An 18,966-nucleotide genomic window follows, 5' to 3' on the forward strand; every position below is an offset into this window, starting at 1 on the left:
GCAGCGATGCGAGCACACGATCCGGCCGGCCGCGACGCCTCGGCCCGCCCCGTCACGCCGGCCCGGCCGGAGACCACCGGCGCCGAACAGGCCCGACCGGAGACCGGTGCGGTCCCCGTCGGGCCGACCGTTGTCGGGCCGACCGGTGCGGCGGCCACGATCCTGGACCTGCAACACCGAGCGGGCAACGCCGCAGCCACCCGGGCGGTCCAGCGGATGCGCTGCGCCGACCCGGACCACGGCCACGAGTCGGAGCCGGTCCAACGGTCGGCGGTGAACGAGGTGCTGCGCTCCTCCGGCAGCCCGCTGGCCGAGCCGGTACGGCGGGACATGGAAGCCCGGCTGGGCGCGGACTTCTCCGACGTACGCCTGCACACCGGTGCGCTCGCCGAGCGCTCGGCGGCGGAGGTGGACGCCCGGGCCTACACGTCGGGATCGCACGTGGTGCTCGGCCGGGGCGGGAGCGACCGGCACACCCTCGCCCACGAACTCACCCACGTCATCCAGCAGCGCTCCGGCCCGGTCGCCGGCACCGACAACGGTCACGGCCAGCGGGTCTCCGACCCGGGTGACGCCTTCGAGCGGGCGGCGGAGGCGAACGCCCACCGGGCGCTCAGGGAGCCGCCCGCGCAGCGGGCAGATGCGTCGTCCTCCCCGGAGCCACGGCTGGGTCCGGCCCAGCGGGACCAGCCGGTCAGGCCGGACGTGGCCCGGGCCCCAGGGGTGCAGCGGACGGCAGGGAACGCCTCGGTGACCGGGACGAACGGCCGGGACACGCCGGTGCAGCGGATGACGATGGACGCCTTCCAGCAACGGCTGAACGCTGCGGGCCTGGCCGACGACCAGGACTTCCTCATGCGTTTCGAACTGGAGCGCGGCAAGCTGAATCGGGGGCCGCTGCTGCCGCAGCCGGCGGGAGCGCCGTCCCGGCTGGAGCAGTTCGTCACCGACAACGACATGACCGACGAGAAGCTGACCGAGTACATCAACGCGCACGACCCCGACCGCCCAGCGCCGTACGCTCAGCCTCAGGAACTGACCGATGCCAAACGCACCGGCATCGAGGTCGAGATCCCCAAGGTGCAGCTCACCAGCGACGATGACACGGTCGTCCTCGTCAACGGCATGGCGCTGGCCAGGACGGACAAGGCGACCCCGGTCGGGGAGAACGACCCGCTCCCCCTGCTCAAGCTGGAGGTGGAGGGCGCCGCCCCGCCGAGGAACTCGCCGACCATCGAGCTGATCTACGGTCCCTTGCCGACCAGGAACTACGCGCGGCCTGCGGTGATCTCGGCACGCAAGAAGCTCGGCAAGGCGTTGACGGGAAAGGGCTCGCTCGAGGAGATCCTCAACGCGTACAACAAGTCGCTGCGCTCAGAGGAGCAAAACTTCAGCCTGATCATCGACGCCGCTGCGACCAGTGTGCGCAAGAACAAGACGAACGTCGACCCGTTCGACAGCGCCAACCAGCAGACCAACGTCTCCCTTCCGTACGAGAACCTGGGCAAGGCCAGCGCGGAGGAGATCGAGGTGGCGCAGGAACGGCACAACCGGTCGACCGTGCCAGCGCAGGGCGCAAGCCGACCCACTCGAGGCGTTCCGGCGGCACGCGGTGGCCGGGGCGGCGCGTCGGCCCGGGCCGTCGGCAAGCGGCCGGCCCCGCAGCCGTCGCCGATGTCCGGGTTGTTCAAGGAGGAACATCGCAGGGTCTACGACTTCGCCCGGGTCGAAGCCCACGTCATGGTCGCCGGCATGAAGGCGCACTGGAGGCAGAGCTATCCCCCGGCGGACTACCCGGACGCGCCACTCCCGCAGGTGAGCGGCAACGTGGCAGCGCTGCTCACCCAGGTCATGCTCCAAGAAGCCCTGTTCGGCATCTTCGGCAAGAATCGCGACGCCCTGGCGAAGGAGGACAAGTACCAGTTCCACACCATGCTCAAGGCAAGCCCCCAGGACGCGGTGATGTCGATACTCGACGACGGCGAAGCGAAGGTGCTCCTGGCCTGGCTGGGCGCGACCGGCAAGACGCACCTGGCCGCGGGTGCGACCAACGCGTGGTCGAGATCCGGCAGACCCGCGACGCGACCCGTGCCGGCGACATCCCTGACCTATCTGGAGGACGCCCTGGTCACCCGGCTCATCACCGGCCGCCAACTGCTGAAGATGCTCCGCGACGACGACACCGTGGCGACCAGGACCCCGGTCGCCAGCCCGGGCGGCGTGGAGGTCGGCGAACTCACCCACTTCCATCCGCGACCCAGCAACCGGGTACCGATCACGATCAGCGGCGACAAGTACTACTTCGTCATCGAGCAGCGCAGCGCGGGACACGAGTTCAACCGCAATGGCCCGGACTACGAGACGAACCAGAAGGTCGAGGCGATCAGGAAGGTCCAGGACTACTGACCCGTCCATGCACCCCCCACCGCCGAGGGTGTCCGACCGAGGCCGCCCTCACTTGGGGGCGCGAGCGATCAGGTCCGGGTCGTCGGGCACGGCCGTCGGCTCGTCGGCGACGAGCTGTGCGTAGTCGTCCCCGGTGCCGACCAGCGCGGAGAAGATCTCCCGCAGCCTGCGTTCGTCCCGGTCCGCCCGGTTGATCTGCTCGGTCAGTTTGGCGTCCTCCGCCTTGAGCTTGCGCAACCAGTCGCCGCCGAGCGTGACCCGCATGGTGTCCAGCTTGCCCGTCCCGATCTTGTCCTGCTTGAGCCCGCCGACGCTGGACGCCGGGTTGGCGGTCGCCTCGGTGGACTTGGCGGTGTGGCGGTATCCGACCGGATTCTGCGGGGCGTTCGGATCCGGCTTGGACAGCCCGATCGCGTGCAGCACCGTGTCCTTCATCGATTCGGGGGCGGTGGTCTCCAGGCCGATCTGGAGCCAGCCGATGTCGCTGGCGGTGGGCGGTTTGTAGACGAGCAGGATGTGGCCGTGCACGCCGTTGGGGAGCACCACGTCACCGTTGAAGTCACGGCTGCCGATCCCGCCGGCCGCGATGTCCGCGCCACGCTCGTCGCGACGGGGGTACTTGACCAGTTTGCCGGCCGTCGCCTTCACACCGCCGACCTCGCGCAGCGTCTCCTCGCTGCCGCCGGTCATGTCGTGCGTGCTGAACGCCCGCTTCGGCAGGTTCCGCATCCCCAACCACTCCGGCAGCGACCTGCCACCGATCGGTTCCGCCGTCTCCTCCCGGGGGATCTCCACCCGGACGTTGACCCGCCCGCCGTGTGCGAGGGCCCGCGCCACGGCTCCGGTGTGGCGGCGCCACTGCCGGTCCGCCGAGTTCCTCCCCTCGGCCCCGGCCACCTCCAGACCCTGCTGAATGATCACGAAGAGTCGCCGGAGCAGCGTGTTGGCCTGCTGGTTCTTTCGGTTGAACTCATCGATCTGCTGCGCGCTGAGTCCCTCGCTGTTCTCCTGGCCGGGCTGGAGATCCTGGGCGGCGAGAGTGGCCGCGAACGTGTCGCGTACGTCGGTGGTCAGTTCCGCTTCCAGTTCCTCGCGCAGCGGGTCGCCCTCGGGCGCGGACCGCATCATGATGCCTCGGGCCAGCACGTACGCGGGGGTCTCGCGGATGCCGCCGGAATCCGCCCGCCTCTCCCAGGCCAGGGTGGCGACGTACAGCCGCCTTCCCGGCGGCAGTTGCAGCCAGTCGTAGTACCTGCTGGCGTCCAGGTACGCCTGCGCCTGCGCGAACGACCCGGTCTCGGCCTGCACCGCGCTGCCGGGACCGGCCGCCTCGATCTCCGCCCGCTCGGCGGAGCTGAGCAGCGGTCCCCGGGACAGTCGCGGGGTGTAGTCCGGCGCCGCCTGCTCGGTCGAGGCCGACTGGGCGCCGCCGGGTGCCCGCTGCACCGGCAGGGCGGGTGCGCTGCCGTGCTCACCGGAGAGGGCTGCGGCGACCGCCGCGTTCCCGGCGGCGTGCTGAAGCGCCATGATCGGATGTTCCGGCCGGGCACCGGACGCGGTGCCACCGCGACGGACCGACCCTGCTGTACCGCGCTCGCCCTGGTCCTGGCGCCACTCTCCGGCCCGCATCGTGCTCCTTCCGGCCCGCTGGATCTTCCTGCCGTCCGGCAAGTCTGCGCGGCCGGGCGGGCAGTCGACGGTGACCGCGAGGGCACCTTTCCGGGTAAGGCGCGCGGGGCGGATCGGGAAGTGCCGGCGACGCGGGCGGGCATCGGCGGCGCACCGCTCAGGCCAGCCGCAGGGTCCGCTTGAGGAAGGTGACCGCCTGGTTGATGGCCGCCTCGGCCGCCTCGGTGCCGCGCAGCGCGTCGAGCATCACGAAGTCGTGGATGATCCCCTGGTAGCGGGTCGCCGAGACCTGTACGCCGGCCGACCGCAGCAGATGGGCGTACGCCTCACCCTCGTCCCGCAGCACGTCGGCCTCGGCGGTGATGACCAGCGCGGGTGGCAGCCCGGCGAGGGTTTCCGGGGCCGCCCGCAGCGGTGAGGCCGCCACCTCGGCCCGCACCGCCTCGTCCGGCGCGTACTGGTCCCAGAACCAGCGCATCGTGTCCCGGCGCAGGTGGAAGCCCTCGGCGAACATCCGGTACGACGCGGTGTCGAAGCGGGCGTCGGTGACCGGGTAGAACAGCACCTGACCGACCGGTCTCGGCGTACCGCGCCGCTTCGCCAGCAGCGTCACCGCCGTCGCCAGGGTGCCGCCCACCGAGTCACCGGCCACTGCGATCCGCTCCCCGTCCAGGTCGGCCGCGCCCGGGCCGGTGAGCCAGCGCAGCACCGCGTGGCACTCCTCGACCGCCACCGGATAGCACGCCTCCGGCGCGAGGCTGTAGTACGGGAAGACCACTGCGGCGCCGGTGCCGACGGCCAACTCCCGGACCAGCCGGTCGTGGGTGCGGCAGTTCCCGAGGACCCAGCCGGTCCCGTGCAGATAGAGGATCACCGGCAACCGGCCGATGGCACCGGACGGCCGGACCACCCGGACCACGATCTCACCGCCGGGCCCGCCGGGCACCACCCGCTCGTCCAGGTCGGCGTCGGGCCTGGCCAGGTTGCCGGACTGGAGGTCGTCCAGGACCCACCGGCCCCGCTCCGGCCCCAGTTCGTGCAGGTACGGCGGGCGCGCGGTCGCCTCGGCGAACTGTCGGGCGGCGGGTTCCAGCACGATCCCGGCGGGAACGTCTCGCCTGAGGATGGGCATCCGACCACTCCCGGGATCCGGGCCGCAAACGCGGCGGAGACTCCGAGGTGTCCCCCGGGTACGCGGAGCCTCTCCGGCCCCCGTCCGGAAAGACATCCGCCATCTGACGGCACTCCCGGTGAACTGCCCCTTCGGGTAGTGGCCGCTTCCCCGCCGCCCGCCCGTCGAGTCATGGTTGCCGGCACCGGGCGTGACCAGACTTCTCCTCACGGATCGCCGTCGTGCCCGAGGGAGCGTGTCATGCCGTCGTACCTGTCACCCGGGGTGTACGTGGAGGAGGTGCCGAGCGGTTCACGCCCGATCGAGGGTGTGGGCACCGCCGTCGCCGCCTTCGTGGGCTTCGCCGCCAGGGGGCCGTTGCACACCGCGACCCTGGTGACCAACTGGAGCCAGTTCGTCCAGACGTTCGGGGAGGCGCTCGACGACGCCTACCTCGCGCACGCGGTGTACGGCTACTTCGCCAACGGCGGCGGCATCTGTTACGTGGTGCGGGTCGGTGCCCCGGAGACTGCGAACGGGGCGACCAAGGCGACCGGGGCGGGCCGCACGGTCACCGGGCCGCCGGTGGCGCTCGGCACCTTCACCGTCACCGCCCTGCCCGGCTCCGGTGACGGCGGTGAGCTCACCGTGGAGGTGGCCGACGTCGAGGGCGAGTCCGTGCCGGAGGACCGGTTCCGGCTGGTCGTCCGGCAGGGCGGCACCGAACGGGAGGCGTTCGACGTCTCCGCGAAGCGCAACACCAAGGCGTACGTCGTCAACCAGGTGCGGGAACGGTCGAAGCTGATCGCGGTCGAGGAGGCGGCACCGGCCAGCTCGCTGGCGCGGCCCTCGAAGCAGTCGGTGAGCGTACCGCCGGTGCCGACTGAGGACGCCGGCCTGCCCGCCCGGATCTCCGCCGACGACTACGTCGGTGACGCGGACGCCCGGACCGGCTTCGGCGGGCTGGAGGCGATCGACGAGATCACCATGGTCGCGGTGCCCGACCTGATGAGCGCGTACCAGCAGGACCGGATCAGCCTGGAGGACGTCAAGGCGGTCCAACTGGCGGTCATCTCGCACTGCGAGCAGATGGGCGACCGGATGGCGCTCCTCGACCCGCCGCCGGAGCTGACCGCCCGGCAGGTGTTGACCTGGCGGCAGGAGGAGGCCGGGTACGACTCCCGGTTCGCCGCCCTCTACTACCCCTGGATCAAGGTGTTCGACCCGGCCAGCGGGCAGCACCGGTTCCTGCCGCCGAGCGGGCACGTCGCCGGCCTTTGGTCGCGTACGGACGCGGAGCGCGGGGTCCACAAGGCACCGGCGAACGACGTGCTCCGAGGCGTGATCGAGGTGCAGAACTCGGTGACGAAGGGTGAACAGGATCTGCTCAACCCGATCGGGGTGAACTGCATCCGCGCCTTCCCCGGTCGCGGGATCCGGGTGTGGGGTGCCCGGACCCTCTCCTCGGACCCCGCCTGGCGCTACATCAACGTGCGCCGGCTGTTCAACTACATCGAGGAGTCGATCCTGCTCGGCACCCAGTGGGCGGTCTTCGAGCCGAACGACGAGCGGCTCTGGGGCACGATCCGGCGCAACATCGCCGCGTTCCTCACCGAGGAGTGGCGCGGCGGGGCGCTGTTCGGCAGCACGGCCGCCGAGGCGTTCTATGTCAAGTGCGACCGGGAGACCAACCCGCCGGAGTCGGTCAACCTCGGCCGGGTGGTCTGCGAGGTCGGCGTCTCCCCGGTACGCCCCGCCGAGTTCGTCGTGTTCCGGATGTCGCAGTACTCCGACAGCACCAGCCTCGTCTCCGAGTGACCCGACGCGTACGCACCACAGACCTGTGACGGCTAGGAAAGGACGGTAGCCAGCGATGGCGGAGACGGGCGACACCTTCGTTACCCACCGGTTCCAGGTGGAACTGGGCAAGGCACGGGTCGAATCGGTCCAGGAGGTCAGCGGCCTCACCGTGGAACTCGACGCGATCGAGGTCACCCAGGTCACCCCGACCGGGGAGTACATCATCCGCAAGATCCCGGGGGCCCGGAAGGGCGGCGAGGTGACCATCACCCGCGGCTTGGACAAGAGCAGCGCCTTCACCGAATGGATCAAGGACACGTACGAGAAGGGCGCGATCAACACGGCCCGGCAGAACATCAGCGTCATCGTGGTGGACGCGGAGAACTCGGAGCAGCGCCGGTGGGACCTGACCAACGCCTGGGTGAGCCGGTGGGAGGGCCCCAGCCTGCGGGCCGGTGACACCTCCCCGGCCACCGAGAAGATCACGATCGTCTTCGAGGAGATCACCAGTTCCTGAGGCGCACCACCACGTACCGCGTGAAGGGAGGTAGCGGCGTCCACTCCCGGCCCGACTCGGGCCGGGTCCGCACGCCGTGAGGTCGATGAGACGACGGACCGTTTCGTACACCGCCCCGGAGGAGCCGCTCGACGGCTCGGACTCCGACCCCGGGGCCGCCCCGGCCGGCCGGGCCACACCACCGCCCGAGCCGCCGAGGCTCCAGACCGAGTTCTCCTTCGAACTCCCTCGCGGGTACGTCGACGAGGCCGGCACCGTGCACCGGCACGGCACCATGCGGCTGGCGACCGCCCGCGACGAACTCGGCCCGCTCGTCGACCTGCGGGTCAAGGACAACCCCGCCTATCTGTCGGTCGTGCTGCTCAGCATGGTCGTCACCCGGCTGGGCACGATCACCGACGTACGGGCCGAACACGTGGAACGGTTGTTCGCCTCGGACCTGACCTTCCTGCAGGACTTCTATCGCCGCATCAACGCCGAGGGGCACACCCGCGCGGCGGTCACCTGCCCGCACTGCACCTCGGACTTCGAGGTGGACCTGGCCGGTGGTCGCCCGGGGGAATCGTGACGTACGCGACCGACCGGCTCTACGAGGAGGTCGCGTACGTCGCCTACCACTTCCACTGGTCCCGCGACGAGATCCTCGACCTGCGTCACGACGAACGACGGCGCTTCGTCGCGGAGATCGCCGCCATCAACACCCGCGTCAACGAGGGGCGGTGATCCACGATGGGCGTACGCGACCTGCTCCGACGGTGGCGCGGACCGGTCCACTCCGACGCGGTCGACCCGACCCCGGTCGCTGACCCGGCTCCCACCCCGGTCGTCGACGGCCGGGGCTGGCGGAGCGTACCGCCGATGGATCGCCTGCTCGCCGGTGTCGAGGTGCCGATCAGCGACCCGATCGGGTTCCGGCACCGGCTGGCCACCTGGCAGGACCCCACCGCCCGACGCCCGCTGCACCACCTGGTCAGCCCCGACGCGCCCAGCGGGCTGGCCCACGACCTGCTGCGCCCGGTGCCCCCGGCGAAGCCGGCCCACGCCACCGGCACCGCCCTGCCCGGGCAGCGTCCCGCCGCCTCCGCCCTGCCGGTGCAGCGCCGGGCCACCGCCGGCTCCCCGGCCGAGCCGGGCCCACCGGCCCCGGCGCTCCCGGCGGTCCTCCGTGCACCGTCGGGGTCCCCCACCGGCCCGCCGGCCGGATCTGACGGTCCGCCGGCCGACGGCCCGGCCCGGACACCGGCCACCGCCGTGTCGCCCCGACCGGTCCGCCCCGCCCCGGCCCGCCGAGCCGGTACGCCGTTGACGCTCGCCCCGGTCGCCGCGCCGCCGCGTCGAGTGCCCGCCCGGCAACCCGGCCCCACCGACGTTCCCCGGACACCCGTCACCGCTGCCCGGTCCGGCCCGGACCCCACGGGTTCTGCCGCACCGGGCCCCGGCACCGCCGTCCGCTCCGCCGCCGTCCGCACGGCCGCGCCGACCAGCCCTGCTTCGGCGCCCGGTACGTCGAGCGGCCGCGACCGGGCATCCACCGCGCCAGCCCGCCACGACCCGCTGCCCGCCGTGCCGAACGAAAGCGCCCCGGTGCCGACCGCACCGGCCCGCCGCGACCCGTCGACCGGCAGCGCCTCGATGTCCCTCGCGTCGACCGGCAGCGCCTCGGTGCCGGTCACGCCGACCGGCAGCTCCCCGGCACCCGCCGCGCCGCCCCGCCGCGACCCGCCGCCTGCCGTGCCGACCGGGACGACCGGATCGGTCCCGGTGGCGCGGGCTCCCCGCGTCGGCGGCACTCCCCCGCGACTCGGTCTCGGCGAGCCCATCGTGATGCCGGCGCCGGATCCGGACGCGCCACCGGCAGTGCTGTCCGCCCGCCGTCCGGCCCCGGACCAGTCACTGCCCCGGTCAGCGGGTAGGGGCTCGGGTGCCGCGCCGTCCGGTGTGGGTGGCGGCACCCCGGCCCCGGTGCAGCGGGCCGCTGCCGTCCACCAACGTGGATCGCGGGCCGGCGCTGCTCCGACCACAACTGGAGGCGGCGCCACCCCGCCCGGCGGCCCCGCCGGGGCCGGTCCGCAGTCCCCGGCCGCCGCACCGGCCGACCGGGCCGGCACCGGCCGACCGGAGAGCGGTCCGGTGGCACGGCCACCCGGTGCGGGAGCGTCGAGGTCGGAAGCCGGAGCGGGGCCGTCCGGCCCGGGTCGGTCACCGCTCCGGGAGGTGCCGGCGGGTCGGAGCGGTCCGCCGGCACCTCCCCCCAGCCCGCCGGTGGGCCTCGGAGTTCCGCTCGCCCCGGACGCGGCCCCGCCACGGATCGTGGCCCGGCCGGTGGCCACCCCCGGCCCGGTGGCCACCCCCGGCCCGGTGGCCACCCCCGGCCCGGTGGCCACCCCCGGCCCGGTGGCCACCCCCGGCCTGGTGCCGCCCCGGCAGACCGCCGACGGCCCCTCGCCCCACTCCGGCGGCACCGCCCATCGACCCGCGCCGCCGACGGTCCCCCCAGCCGCCGGTGCCCTCCCGTCGGCGAGTCCCGCCCGGGTCCGCCCGCACGGCACGTCACCGGCAGCCCCGGTGCCCACGGACGCCCCGACACGCGGCACACCCCCGGCGCGCATGGACCGTCCCGGCCGGCCCGGGACCAGCAGCACACTCCAGACGGCCTCGGCCCGCCCCGGAAGCCCGGCCCCCACGGCCGGGACCGGCAGCGCATCCCCGGGCCGAGCGGGAAGCCCGACCTCGGCGCCCCGCGCCGGTGCCGGTAGTGCGCCCCCGGCGCCCGCGACCCGGACCGCAGGCCCGACCTCGGCGCCGCTGGCCGGCACCGCGCCCCTGGGCCGGGCCGCAGGCGCCACCCCGGCGTCCCCGCCCCGGTCCGGCAGCACGCCTGCGGTGCCCCCGACGTCGAACGGCGGCACGCCGTCGGATGCCGCCCGGTCCGGCCTCCCGCAGCGGGCAACGCGCCCGGTGCCGTACCCCGCCGAGCCCACCGCCCCGGCGGCGGCCGAGCGACCCCACCCGGGGGCGACGCCCGCCGTGGCACGGACGCCGGTCGTCCGTCCCCACTCCCCGGTGGCCGTGCCGACGACGGCCGGTGCCGGTCCGGCTCCGACGCGGCCTGGCGCGGCGGCCGGAGCATCCGGACCCGCCGGCCCGGCCCACCGACCGGCGGGTCGCGCCCCGCTCCTCGGCGAACGGCCCCTGACGCCGGTCCTGCAACGGTCCGGCGGACTCGGCGCGCCACCCCGACGCGGCACGGACCCCAGGACCCCGGCCGGTGCCCGCGCCTCCGCCGTTTCGGCGGCGGTGCCGGTCCGCTGGGTCCGGTCCTCGGGCGGCGCATCGGAGACCACGACCAGCCGAACTCCGGCGAGCACCAGGGAGGCCCACACGATGGCGGGACCAGAAGCACCTGTCGCCGGCTCCGGCGCCCGGACCACCCCGGCCCCCGGGCCTCGTCCGGCCCGGTCACCGGCCCGGCCGGTCGCCGGACCGACCCGCCCGGCGTCCACCGTCCCCGCGTCGGTGCCCCCGCTCCCCGGCCCGGTTCCGCGCCCGGCGGTCGTGACCCGCGCGGCGAGCACGCCCACCGGTGCCGCACCACAGATCCAGCGCACACCGCGCGGCCACACCGTTCGCCCCACGTCGACGCCGCCGCGCTCCACCACCGTGGTCCAGCGGACGGAACCGGAGGCGGCCGGGGCCGCGACCGCCACCCGTGCCTCGACGGCCGGCGGATCCGACCGGGCCACCGCCGGGTCGACCGGCGCGCAGGCGGTACGCGACGGGGGACGTGAGGACCGCGACAGCGCCGAACGGTTCCACCACCTGGACCCGCGGGCCCTGGACGAACTCGCCCACCGCCTCGTCGAACCGATCTCCCGACTGCTGCGGACCGAACTCCGGCGGGGACGCGAACGCTCCGGCCGGTGGCTGGACGGTGGCCGGTGAGCGACATCGACCCCGGCACCAGCGTCCACTTCCGGCTCCGCATCGACGGCATCGACCTCGGCAACTGGAACTCCTGCGACGGGCTCGGCTGCGAGGTCGAGGTGGAGCAGCACCAGGAGGGCGGCAACAACGGCTTCGTCTGGCAACTGCCGTCGCGGGTGCGCTACACCAACGTCACGCTCACCCGACCGTTGATCCCGGACACCGCCAAGGTGGCCCGGCTGCTCGCCAAACTCCCGCAGGGCGTCACCCGGGGCACCGCCCAGATCGCGGCGCTGCAGCCCAACCGGGCCCTGCTGGTCCAGTGGGGACTGGCCGACGTCGTCCTGGTCCGCTGGACCGGCCCGTCCTTCGACCCGGCCCGCTCGGAGACCGCGACGGAGAGCATCGAACTCGCCTACCACGGCTTCCTGGAGGTGGGCTGACATGCCGACCGGCAAGGTCTCCGCGTTCCTCCAGCGCTACAACCCGCCGCTGGGCGGCGGCAACCGCCCCGGCGGGGCGCTCGGCGGACCGATCACCTTCATGTTCAACCCGAACGAGTTGACGCTGACCAAGTCGGCCTCCTGGATCCCGCACGTGGTCCGTGGCGCCGAGCAGGTCGGCATCCCGGAGTTCACCGGCTCGGAGCCGCGCAACCTCGCGCTGACGGTCTTCCTCGACGTGACCGACACGCACAGCCGCACCGTGCAGCAGCGCGTGGAGAGCCTGCTGTCCTGCTGCACGCCGACCACGGCCAGCATCGCCGCGAAGGCACCCTCGCCACCGTGGGTGAAGTTCACCTGGGGCCAGTTCCAGACCGTCTCGTTCTATTCGTACGTCAGCCAGGTCACCGCGACGTACACGCTGTTCGACAGCTCCGGCACCCCGTTGCGGGCGACCTGCGCGGTGAACCTGACCGAGATCAGCGGCAGCAAGCCGGCGCAGAACCCCACCTCGGGCACCCGCTCGGCACGTCGGGTGCACCGGGTGGTGGACGGCGACTCGTTGCCGCTGCTGGCCCACCGCGAGTACGGGGACCCGACGGTGTGGCGGGTGATCGCCGAGGCGAACGACCTCGACGACCCGAGCCGGCTGCCGCCCGGCACCGAACTGCTGTTGCCCGCCCCCGACGAGGTCCCGACCACGCTGTCCCGCACACCCGTCGGGTCCGGTGCCGCCGGGGAAGGCAGGTAGATCGCATGCCCACCGGAACCCTCACCAATCTCCTCAAGGTCGGCCTGCCCACGGACGAGATCCCCGCCCCCTGGCCGGAGGAGTTGACGTACGGCTGCGTCGAGGACGGCGTCAACATGCCGGCGGTGGCGACCCTGCGGTACCGCGATCCCGGCTCGCTGATGGTGGAGAAGGTCGGCATCACGATCGGCCAGAAGCTGACCGTGGCGGTCCGGCCCGGCGACCGCAACGGCGAGACCCCGCTGTTCACCGGCGAGGTGGTCACCGTCGAGACGGAGTTCGACGGCACCGGCACGTACACCACGATCCGGGCGCTGGACCTGTCGCACCGGCTCCGGCGTGGCCGACGGGTCGCCCGCTATCTCAACCGGAAGGCGTCCGACATCGCCGGGGAGCTGGCCCGGTTCGCCGGTCTGCCGATCGGCCGGATCGACCCCACCACCGTGGTCTACGAGGTGGTGGCGCAGCCCAACGTCAGCGACTGGGAGTTCCTCCGGATGCTGGCCGCCGACAACGACGCCGAGGTGGCGATGGTCGACGGGCGGTTCGTGTTCCGCCGGCCGGTCCGCGCCGCCTCCGCCCCCGGCACACAGACGCCCGCCGAGCGCAGCGACTTCGTGGCGGAGGTCAACGGCAACGTCCTCTCCATGCACGCCACCGTCACCTCGGCCGGCCAGTTCACCGACGTCGAGGTGCGCGGCTGGGATCGCCGTACCCGCCAGCCGGTGATCGGCCGTACCCGGGTGCGCGACAGTGACGAGGTGCGGCTGGCGGTGACCGCCGGGGAGTTGGCGGAGACGTTCGGCGACGCCGAGATGCTGGTCGCCGACGTGCCGTACGAGACGGCGGCCGAGGTCGACACGGTGTCCCGGTCGCTGGCCGCCCAGGTGGCGAGCGGCTTCGCCGAACTCGAGGTGGCGCTCCGGGGCAACCCGCTGCTGCGCACCGGCGTGCCGTTCACCCTCAGCGGCGTCGGGAAGCCGTTCGTCGGCAAGTACACCGTGACCGCCAGCCGGCACCTCTTCGAGCCGGCCCAGTTCTACGAGACCTGGCTGACCGTCAGCGGCGCCCAGGACCGGTCGCTGGGCGGCCTCACCGGAGGCAACCCGACGGCGCTCCGGTCGCGGATGCCGGGGCTGGCCGTGGGCGTGGTCACCGACGCCAACGCCACCCGGGACCGCAACCATCCGGAACGCCGGGACCGGGGTTGGGTCAAGCTCCGCTTCCCCTGGCTGGACGACGAGTACGAGACCGACTGGGTCCGGACGGTGCAACTGGGCGGGACCGGCGGCGGCGGGGTCTGCTGCCCCGAGGTCGGTGACGAGGTGCTGGTCGGCTTCGAACAGGGGCTGCTCGACCGGCCGTACGTGATCGGCGGGCTCTACAACGGCGTCGACCAGCCGTCGCCGCACGACGGACCACTCGTCGACCCGACGAGCGGGGCGGTGAACCGGCTCTCGTTCGCCTCCCGCAACGGCCGGGCGACCGGCGGCGGCACCACCGGCAACTGGATCGAGCTGCTGGACGGGCCGACCGTCGCCGCCGCGGCGCAGGGGGTCCGGCTGCGCACCCAGAAGGGCACGGACAACCTGCTGGTGCACCTGGACCGGGCCGGGACGTCGGTGGTGGTCCGCAGCGACGGCAGCGTGGTGATCGAGGCCAAGACCGAGCTCACCGTCCGAGGGACCGGGGGTGTCTCGGTCGAGTCGAGCGGACCGGTCTCGGTCGCCGGGCGGGGCGTGTCGGTGGACGCCGGGGCCGGCGAACTGAAGCTCACCGGTGGCAGCGTATCGATCTCCGGCCGGATCGTCCGGATCAACTGAGGAGGGACAACGCGATGCCAGCAGCAGCCCGGATCGGGGACAGGATCGGCCACGGCGTACCCACCGGAAGCGTCGGCCCGCCCGCCGCAGGCCCGCCCGGGGTGGCCCCGCCGACGCCCGGTCCCCTGCTCGGCGTGGCCAGCGTGCTCATCGGTGGCCGACCGGCGGCGGTGGTCGGCACCCTGTGCACCTGCCCGGTCCCGCCACCGCACCTGGCCCTCGGCCCGGGCAACGTGGTGGTGCCCGGGCCGCCTCCGGCGGGCGGGCTGGTGCTGATCGGCGGCTTCCCCGCCGCCCGGGTGGGCGACCGGACCACCTGCTCGGCGACGATCCTGACCGGTGCCCTGAACGTCTCGATCGGAGGCTGAGCGAGGTGGCGGAGCAGTTCATCGGCGCCGGATGGGCGTTCCCGCTCCGGTTCGACGCCGGTGGCGGAATCGCGCTGGTCAACCGGGAGCGGGAGATCATCGAGGCGATCCGGCTCATCCTCGGCACCGCACCCGGCGAGCGACCCATGCGCCCCGAGTTCGGCTGCGCGATCCACGACTACGTCTTCGCGCCCGCCGACGAGAACACCGCCGGACAGGTCGCCTTCGAGGTCCGCGCCGCACTCGACCGCTGGGAGCCCCGGATCGAGGTCACCGACGTCCTCGTGGGCTTCGACGAGGTGACCGCCGGCACCCTCTACATCGACCTGCGGTACGTGCTGCGCGGGACGAACGACCCCCGCAACCTGGTCTTCCCGTTCTATGTGATCCCGTCGCACGACGCGGTCGAGGTGGAGGCGACGTACTGATGGTCCTGCCCGCGCCCAACCTCGACGACCGACGCTTCCAGCACCTCGTGGACGACGCCAAACGCTTCATCCAGCAGCGCTGTCCGGAGTGGACGGACCACAACGTCTCCGATCCGGGTGTCACGCTCGTCGAGGCGTTCGCGCAGATGACCGACGAGCTGCTGTACCGGTTGAACCGGGTGCCGGAGAAGAACTACCTGGCCTTCCTCGACCTGATCGGCGTACGCCTCTTCCCGCCGACCGCCGCGCGGGCCGCGCTCACGTTCTGGCTGGCCGCCCCACAGGCCGAGACGGTGCAGCTGCGGGCCGGAACCGAGGCCGGCACGGTCCGCACCGAGACGGAGGAGGCCATCGTCTTCGCCACCGGCACCGACCTGGCGATCGTGCCGTGCGAGCTGGCCCACCTGCGCGTCCACCCCGCCGACGGTCCGGCCGCCGACCGCACCGACCAGGTGCTCGACGGCCGGGACGTGGCCTGCTTCGGCACCCCGCCGACGGTCGGCGACGCGGTGCTGTTCGGCCTGGACGCGGCGGTCCCGTCCTGCGTGGTGGTGCTGCGGCTGGAGAGCCGGGTGGAGGGCATCGGCGTCGACCCCCGGCAGCCGCCCGTGAGCTGGGAGGCCTGGGACGGCGCGCGCTGGACGGAGTGCGAGGTGGACAGCGACTCCACCGGTGGTCTCAACCGGCCCGGTGACGTGGTGCTGCACGTACCGGCCGGACACACCACCTCCACCGTCGGCGGCCAGCGGGCCGGCTGGCTGCGGTGCCGACTGGTCGCCGCCGAGCCCGGCCAGCCGTTCTACTCGGCGTCCCCGACGATCCGGGCCGCCACGGCCTTCACCATCGGCGGCACCGTCGAGGCGGTGCACGCCGAGACGGTGGTGGGTGAGTTCCTCGGCGAGTCCGAGGGCGTGCCGGGTCTGCGTCTACGGGTGGCCCGCCCGCCGGTGCTCCCCGACGACGAGCCGTTCGTGGTCGAGGTCTCCGACGGCGCCGGCTGGCAGGAGTGGACCGAGGTGGACGCGTTCGGCGCCACCGGTCCCGACGACCGGTGCGTGACCGTGGACCGGACCACCGGCGAGGTGGAGTTCGGGCCGGCGGTCCGCGAACCCGACGGGACGCTACGCCGCTACGGCGCGGTGCCGCCCAACGGCGCCCGGCTGCGGGTCCGGCGCTACCGCACCGGCGGTGGGCGGCGCGGGAACGTGGCCCGGGGCGCCATCTCGATGCTGCGCAGCTCGGTGCCGTACGTCAGCCGGGTGGAGAACCGGGAGGCCGCCCTCGGCGGGGTGGACGGCGAGTCGGTGCAGAGCGCCCGCCAGCGGGGCCCGGTGCAGTTGCGGGCACAGGACCGGGCGGTCACCGCCCGGGACTACGAACTGATCGCCGGGCAGGCCGTGCCGGCTGCGGCCCGGATCCGCTGCCTGTCCGCCGGGGACGGCGCCGACCCCGGCGGCGTACGCCTGCTGGTGGTGCCGGAAGCGGTCGCGGACGCGGGAGAGCAACTCCGCTTCGAGCAACTGATCCCGCCCGACGACATGCTCGCCACCATCGCCGCGCACCTGGACGCGCGTCGACCCATCGGCGTACGACTGAGCGTGGAACCCCCCTTCTACCAGGGCGTCACCGTGGCGGTCCGGCTGATCGCCCGGCCCGGTACGGCGACCGGGCGGATCCGCACGGCGGTGCTCGACGCGCTCTACGGCTACCTCAACCCGCTGCGCGGCGGGCCGGACGGGACGGGCTGGCCGTTCGGCCGGCCGGTGCAGGCCGGCGAACTGTTCGGGGTGCTCCAGCCGCTGCCCGGCGTCGCGCTGCTGGAGGAGGTGCTGCTCTTCCCCGCCGACCCGCTCACCGGCCGGCGCGGAACGGCCACGTCCCGGGTCGACCTCGACCCGCACGCGCTGGCCTTCTCCTACGAACACCAGGTCCGGGTGGAGGAACGCTAGGTCCGCCGAGGACCGGAGAGGGATGTCCCATGCGCGGCACGGTGGCGGGTCTCGGTACACCGCATCCGTTCGGCCGGCGGCTGCCGGCGATCTATCAGACGGACGAGGTGGCCGGCCGGCTGCTCGCCGCCTTCGACGAGGTGCTGGCTCCGGTGCACGCGACGCTGGACAGCCTCGCCGCCTATCTGGACCCCCGGCTGGCCCCGGCCGACTTCGTCGACTGGCTCGCCGGCTGGGTGGCGGCCGAGACGGCGCCGGGATGGACGCTGGCGCAGCGCCGCGAGGCGGTCGCCGGTGCGGTGGCACGGCACCGGGTGCGGGGTACCGCACAGGGCCTGGCGGAGCAGGTGCAGATGGTCTTCGGCGTCTGGCCGGAGATCACCGAGAACGGCGGCACGGCCTGGTCGTCGAGGTCGGGCGGGCCGCTTCCGGGAACGGCAGTGCCCACCCTGACCGTGACGGTACGGGTACCCGAGCCGGACCGGGTGCCGCTGGAGGCGCTACGGGCCCTGGTGGAGGCGAACCGGCCGGCGCACGTGCCCTGCACGGTCCGGGTCGTCGCCGACGGGCAGCAGGCGGAAGGGAACGACGATGGAGCGCTGTGAACGCTGCGTGCCGGCCGAACCCGGCAGCGCCTTCTGCGGGGTCTGCGGATCGTTCCTGGACTGGGAGCAGTCCCCGGACGCGCCCCCGCCCGTCCGGCCGTCGACCACGCCCCGTTCCAGCGCGCCCCCGACCGACCCGACGACCGCTGACCGACCCGACGACTTCACGCCGTGGCTCGACGCTCCGGTGGCGGCCGTCGAGGACAGCCCGGCGGCCCCCGCCGCCAGGCAGGCACCGGCGGCCCCGACCGTCGAACAGGCTCCGGCGACCCCGCCCACCGGGCAGACATCAGCGACCCCAGCCGTCGAACAGGCTCCGGCGACCTCGGCCGTCGAGTGGGACGCGGGGCCTCCAGCCGTCGAGCAGGAGCCGGCGGAGGTGGTGGAGGCGGTCCAGCCGGCCCGCCCGTCGACCCGCCGGCCCGTCGTCCGACAACGCCCACCGTCGACCGAGGACGGTGCCGGTGACGTCGTCTGCCCGGTGTGCGGGACCGGCAACCCACCGGACCGCAGGTTCTGCCGCCGGTGCGGGAGCCCTCTCGACGCCCGGACCGGCCCGTCCGGGCGGGAATCATGGTGGCGTCGCCTGCGTCGAGCCGTGGTCCGGGCGCTGAACTGGCTGTTCCGGCCCCGTTCCGGCGTCGCCGGTCTGGTGCGCCGGATCGCCGCGCTGCTGCTCGTCGTCGCCCTGCTCGCCGGTCTCGCGTACGGCGTGGCACGGTTCGGTTCCCAGGCCGGCGACGCCGTACGGGACCGGCTCGCCGACCCGCAGCCGATCAGCCCGGTGTCGGTCCAGGCGTCCAGTCAGGCGGGCGGCCACCCGGCGGAGGCGGTCGTCGACGGGATCAGCAACAGCTACTGGGCCCCGGCCGCCGAGGGCGCCGGTGGCGGGGAGTACGTGGAACTCACCTTCGCCTCCCCGTTCCGGCTGCTCGACCTGATCGTGCACTCCGGCGTGTCGGCACAGCGCGACGTGTTCCTGCGGCAGGCCCGCCCGGCGGTGCTGGAACTGACGCTCTGGACCAGCGCCGGCGCCTCGGAGAGCCGGACGCTCCCGCTCGCCGACCAGGCCGGTCCGCAGACCTTCCACCAGGTCGTCGACGACGTGGTGCGGGTACGCCTCACCGTCCGGGAGAGCTACGGAAGCGCCGCCGACCGTCGTACCGCCATCGCCGAGGTGGAGTTCTTCCGCCGCCCCTGAGCGTGCCGCGT

Annotated in this window: 16 protein-coding genes; 14 read left to right on the plus strand and 2 right to left on the minus strand. The window is 73.7% G+C overall.

Annotation, left to right across the window (positions count from 1 at the left end; translation table 11 throughout):
- The first annotated feature begins 6 nt into the window (after positions 1-6).
- Complete coding sequence (locus ABT008_RS10975; protein ID WP_350695520.1) at positions 7-2,406, plus strand: eCIS core domain-containing protein; 2,400 nt, start codon at positions 7-9, stop codon at positions 2,404-2,406.
- A 48-nt stretch (positions 2,407-2,454) separates the two neighbouring features.
- Here the strand turns inward: ABT008_RS10975 and ABT008_RS10980 are convergent, their stop codons facing one another.
- Together ABT008_RS10980 and ABT008_RS10985 are read right to left on the minus strand one after the other, a co-directional pair.
- Complete coding sequence (locus tag ABT008_RS10980; protein WP_350695521.1) at positions 2,455-3,933, minus strand: hypothetical protein; 1,479 nt, start codon at positions 3,931-3,933, stop codon at positions 2,455-2,457.
- Positions 3,934-4,192: 259 nt separating this feature from the next.
- Positions 4,193-5,167 carry an alpha/beta hydrolase gene (locus ABT008_RS10985; RefSeq protein ID WP_350695523.1) on the minus strand — a complete coding sequence of 325 codons (975 nt, stop codon included), beginning with the start codon at positions 5,165-5,167 and terminating at the stop codon, positions 4,193-4,195.
- Positions 5,168-5,407: 240 nt separating this feature from the next.
- On the opposite strand from ABT008_RS10985, the gene ABT008_RS10990 reads away from it, so the two are divergent.
- From ABT008_RS10990 to ABT008_RS11050, 13 genes are all read left to right on the plus strand, one after another.
- Positions 5,408-6,964 (plus strand): phage tail sheath family protein, encoded by a 1,557-nt coding sequence (locus ABT008_RS10990; RefSeq protein WP_350695525.1) that lies wholly within the window; start codon positions 5,408-5,410, stop codon positions 6,962-6,964.
- Positions 6,965-7,019: 55 nt separating this feature from the next.
- Entirely contained in the window at positions 7,020-7,463 is a 444-nt protein-coding gene (locus ABT008_RS10995) for a phage tail protein (protein WP_350695527.1), read from the plus strand.
- 85 nt (positions 7,464-7,548) lie between these two features.
- Complete coding sequence (locus tag ABT008_RS11000; protein WP_350695528.1) at positions 7,549-8,031, plus strand: hypothetical protein; 483 nt, start codon at positions 7,549-7,551, stop codon at positions 8,029-8,031.
- Complete coding sequence (locus ABT008_RS11005) at positions 8,028-8,186, plus strand: DUF6760 family protein (RefSeq protein WP_350695530.1); 159 nt, start codon at positions 8,028-8,030, stop codon at positions 8,184-8,186. Before ABT008_RS11000 ends, ABT008_RS11005 begins: the two co-directional genes overlap by 4 nt.
- Positions 8,187-8,192: 6 nt before the next feature.
- Positions 8,193-11,405 (plus strand): hypothetical protein, encoded by a 3,213-nt coding sequence (locus ABT008_RS11010; RefSeq protein WP_350695532.1) that lies wholly within the window; start codon positions 8,193-8,195, stop codon positions 11,403-11,405.
- Positions 11,402-11,830, plus strand: a complete 429-nt coding sequence (locus ABT008_RS11015; protein WP_350695533.1) for a phage tail protein — start codon at positions 11,402-11,404, stop codon at positions 11,828-11,830. The genes ABT008_RS11010 and ABT008_RS11015 overlap by 4 nt, the downstream gene beginning before the upstream one ends.
- A gap of 1 nt (position 11,831) precedes the next feature.
- A complete protein-coding gene (locus tag ABT008_RS11020; RefSeq protein ID WP_350695535.1) occupies positions 11,832-12,581 on the plus strand; it encodes a CIS tube protein in 750 nt (249 codons plus the stop codon).
- Positions 12,582-12,586: 5 nt separating this feature from the next.
- Positions 12,587-14,404, plus strand: a complete 1,818-nt coding sequence (locus ABT008_RS11025; protein WP_350695537.1) for a VgrG-related protein — start codon at positions 12,587-12,589, stop codon at positions 14,402-14,404.
- A 14-nt stretch (positions 14,405-14,418) separates the two neighbouring features.
- Positions 14,419-14,772: a PAAR domain-containing protein gene (locus ABT008_RS11030; protein ID WP_350695539.1), complete on the plus strand. Its 354-nt coding sequence runs from the start codon at positions 14,419-14,421 to the stop codon at positions 14,770-14,772.
- A 5-nt stretch (positions 14,773-14,777) separates the two neighbouring features.
- Positions 14,778-15,200, plus strand: a complete 423-nt coding sequence (locus tag ABT008_RS11035) for a GPW/gp25 family protein (RefSeq protein ID WP_350695540.1) — start codon at positions 14,778-14,780, stop codon at positions 15,198-15,200.
- A complete protein-coding gene (locus ABT008_RS11040) occupies positions 15,200-17,149 on the plus strand; it encodes a putative baseplate assembly protein (protein WP_350695542.1) in 1,950 nt (649 codons plus the stop codon). The genes ABT008_RS11035 and ABT008_RS11040 overlap by 1 nt, the downstream gene beginning before the upstream one ends.
- A gap of 29 nt (positions 17,150-17,178) precedes the next feature.
- Positions 17,179-17,754: a phage tail protein gene (locus tag ABT008_RS11045; RefSeq protein ID WP_350695544.1), complete on the plus strand. Its 576-nt coding sequence runs from the start codon at positions 17,179-17,181 to the stop codon at positions 17,752-17,754.
- Positions 17,741-18,955, plus strand: coding sequence for an NADase-type glycan-binding domain-containing protein (locus tag ABT008_RS11050; RefSeq protein ID WP_350695545.1), 1,215 nt, complete (start codon positions 17,741-17,743; stop codon positions 18,953-18,955). The genes ABT008_RS11045 and ABT008_RS11050 overlap by 14 nt, the downstream gene beginning before the upstream one ends.
- Positions 18,956-18,966 lie beyond the last annotated feature (11 nt).

Source organism: Micromonospora sp. NPDC002389 (genome assembly GCF_040296095.1).
Taxonomy (GTDB): Bacteria; Actinomycetota; Actinomycetes; order Mycobacteriales; family Micromonosporaceae; genus Micromonospora.

Excerpts from the sequence above, each read along its gene's own strand:
- ABT008_RS10990 (WP_350695525.1), top strand. The coding sequence starts at position 5,408 with ATGCCGTCGTACCTGTCACCCGGGGTGTACGTGGAGGAGGTGCCGAGC.
- ABT008_RS10975 (WP_350695520.1), top strand. The coding sequence starts at position 7 with ATGCGAGCACACGATCCGGCCGGCCGCGACGCCTCGGCCCGCCCCGTC.
- ABT008_RS10980 (WP_350695521.1), bottom strand. The coding sequence starts at position 3,933 with ATGGCGCTTCAGCACGCCGCCGGGAACGCGGCGGTCGCCGCAGCCCTC.
- ABT008_RS11025 (WP_350695537.1), top strand. The coding sequence starts at position 12,587 with ATGCCCACCGGAACCCTCACCAATCTCCTCAAGGTCGGCCTGCCCACG.
- ABT008_RS10995 (WP_350695527.1), top strand. The coding sequence starts at position 7,020 with ATGGCGGAGACGGGCGACACCTTCGTTACCCACCGGTTCCAGGTGGAA.
- ABT008_RS11050 (WP_350695545.1), top strand. The coding sequence starts at position 17,741 with ATGGAGCGCTGTGAACGCTGCGTGCCGGCCGAACCCGGCAGCGCCTTC.
- ABT008_RS11000 (WP_350695528.1), top strand. The coding sequence starts at position 7,549 with ATGAGACGACGGACCGTTTCGTACACCGCCCCGGAGGAGCCGCTCGAC.
- ABT008_RS11020 (WP_350695535.1), top strand. The coding sequence starts at position 11,832 with ATGCCGACCGGCAAGGTCTCCGCGTTCCTCCAGCGCTACAACCCGCCG.
- ABT008_RS11040 (WP_350695542.1), top strand. The coding sequence starts at position 15,200 with ATGGTCCTGCCCGCGCCCAACCTCGACGACCGACGCTTCCAGCACCTC.
- ABT008_RS11030 (WP_350695539.1), top strand. The coding sequence starts at position 14,419 with ATGCCAGCAGCAGCCCGGATCGGGGACAGGATCGGCCACGGCGTACCC.
- ABT008_RS10985 (WP_350695523.1), bottom strand. The coding sequence starts at position 5,167 with ATGCCCATCCTCAGGCGAGACGTTCCCGCCGGGATCGTGCTGGAACCC.
- ABT008_RS11045 (WP_350695544.1), top strand. The coding sequence starts at position 17,179 with ATGCGCGGCACGGTGGCGGGTCTCGGTACACCGCATCCGTTCGGCCGG.
- ABT008_RS11010 (WP_350695532.1), top strand. The coding sequence starts at position 8,193 with ATGGGCGTACGCGACCTGCTCCGACGGTGGCGCGGACCGGTCCACTCC.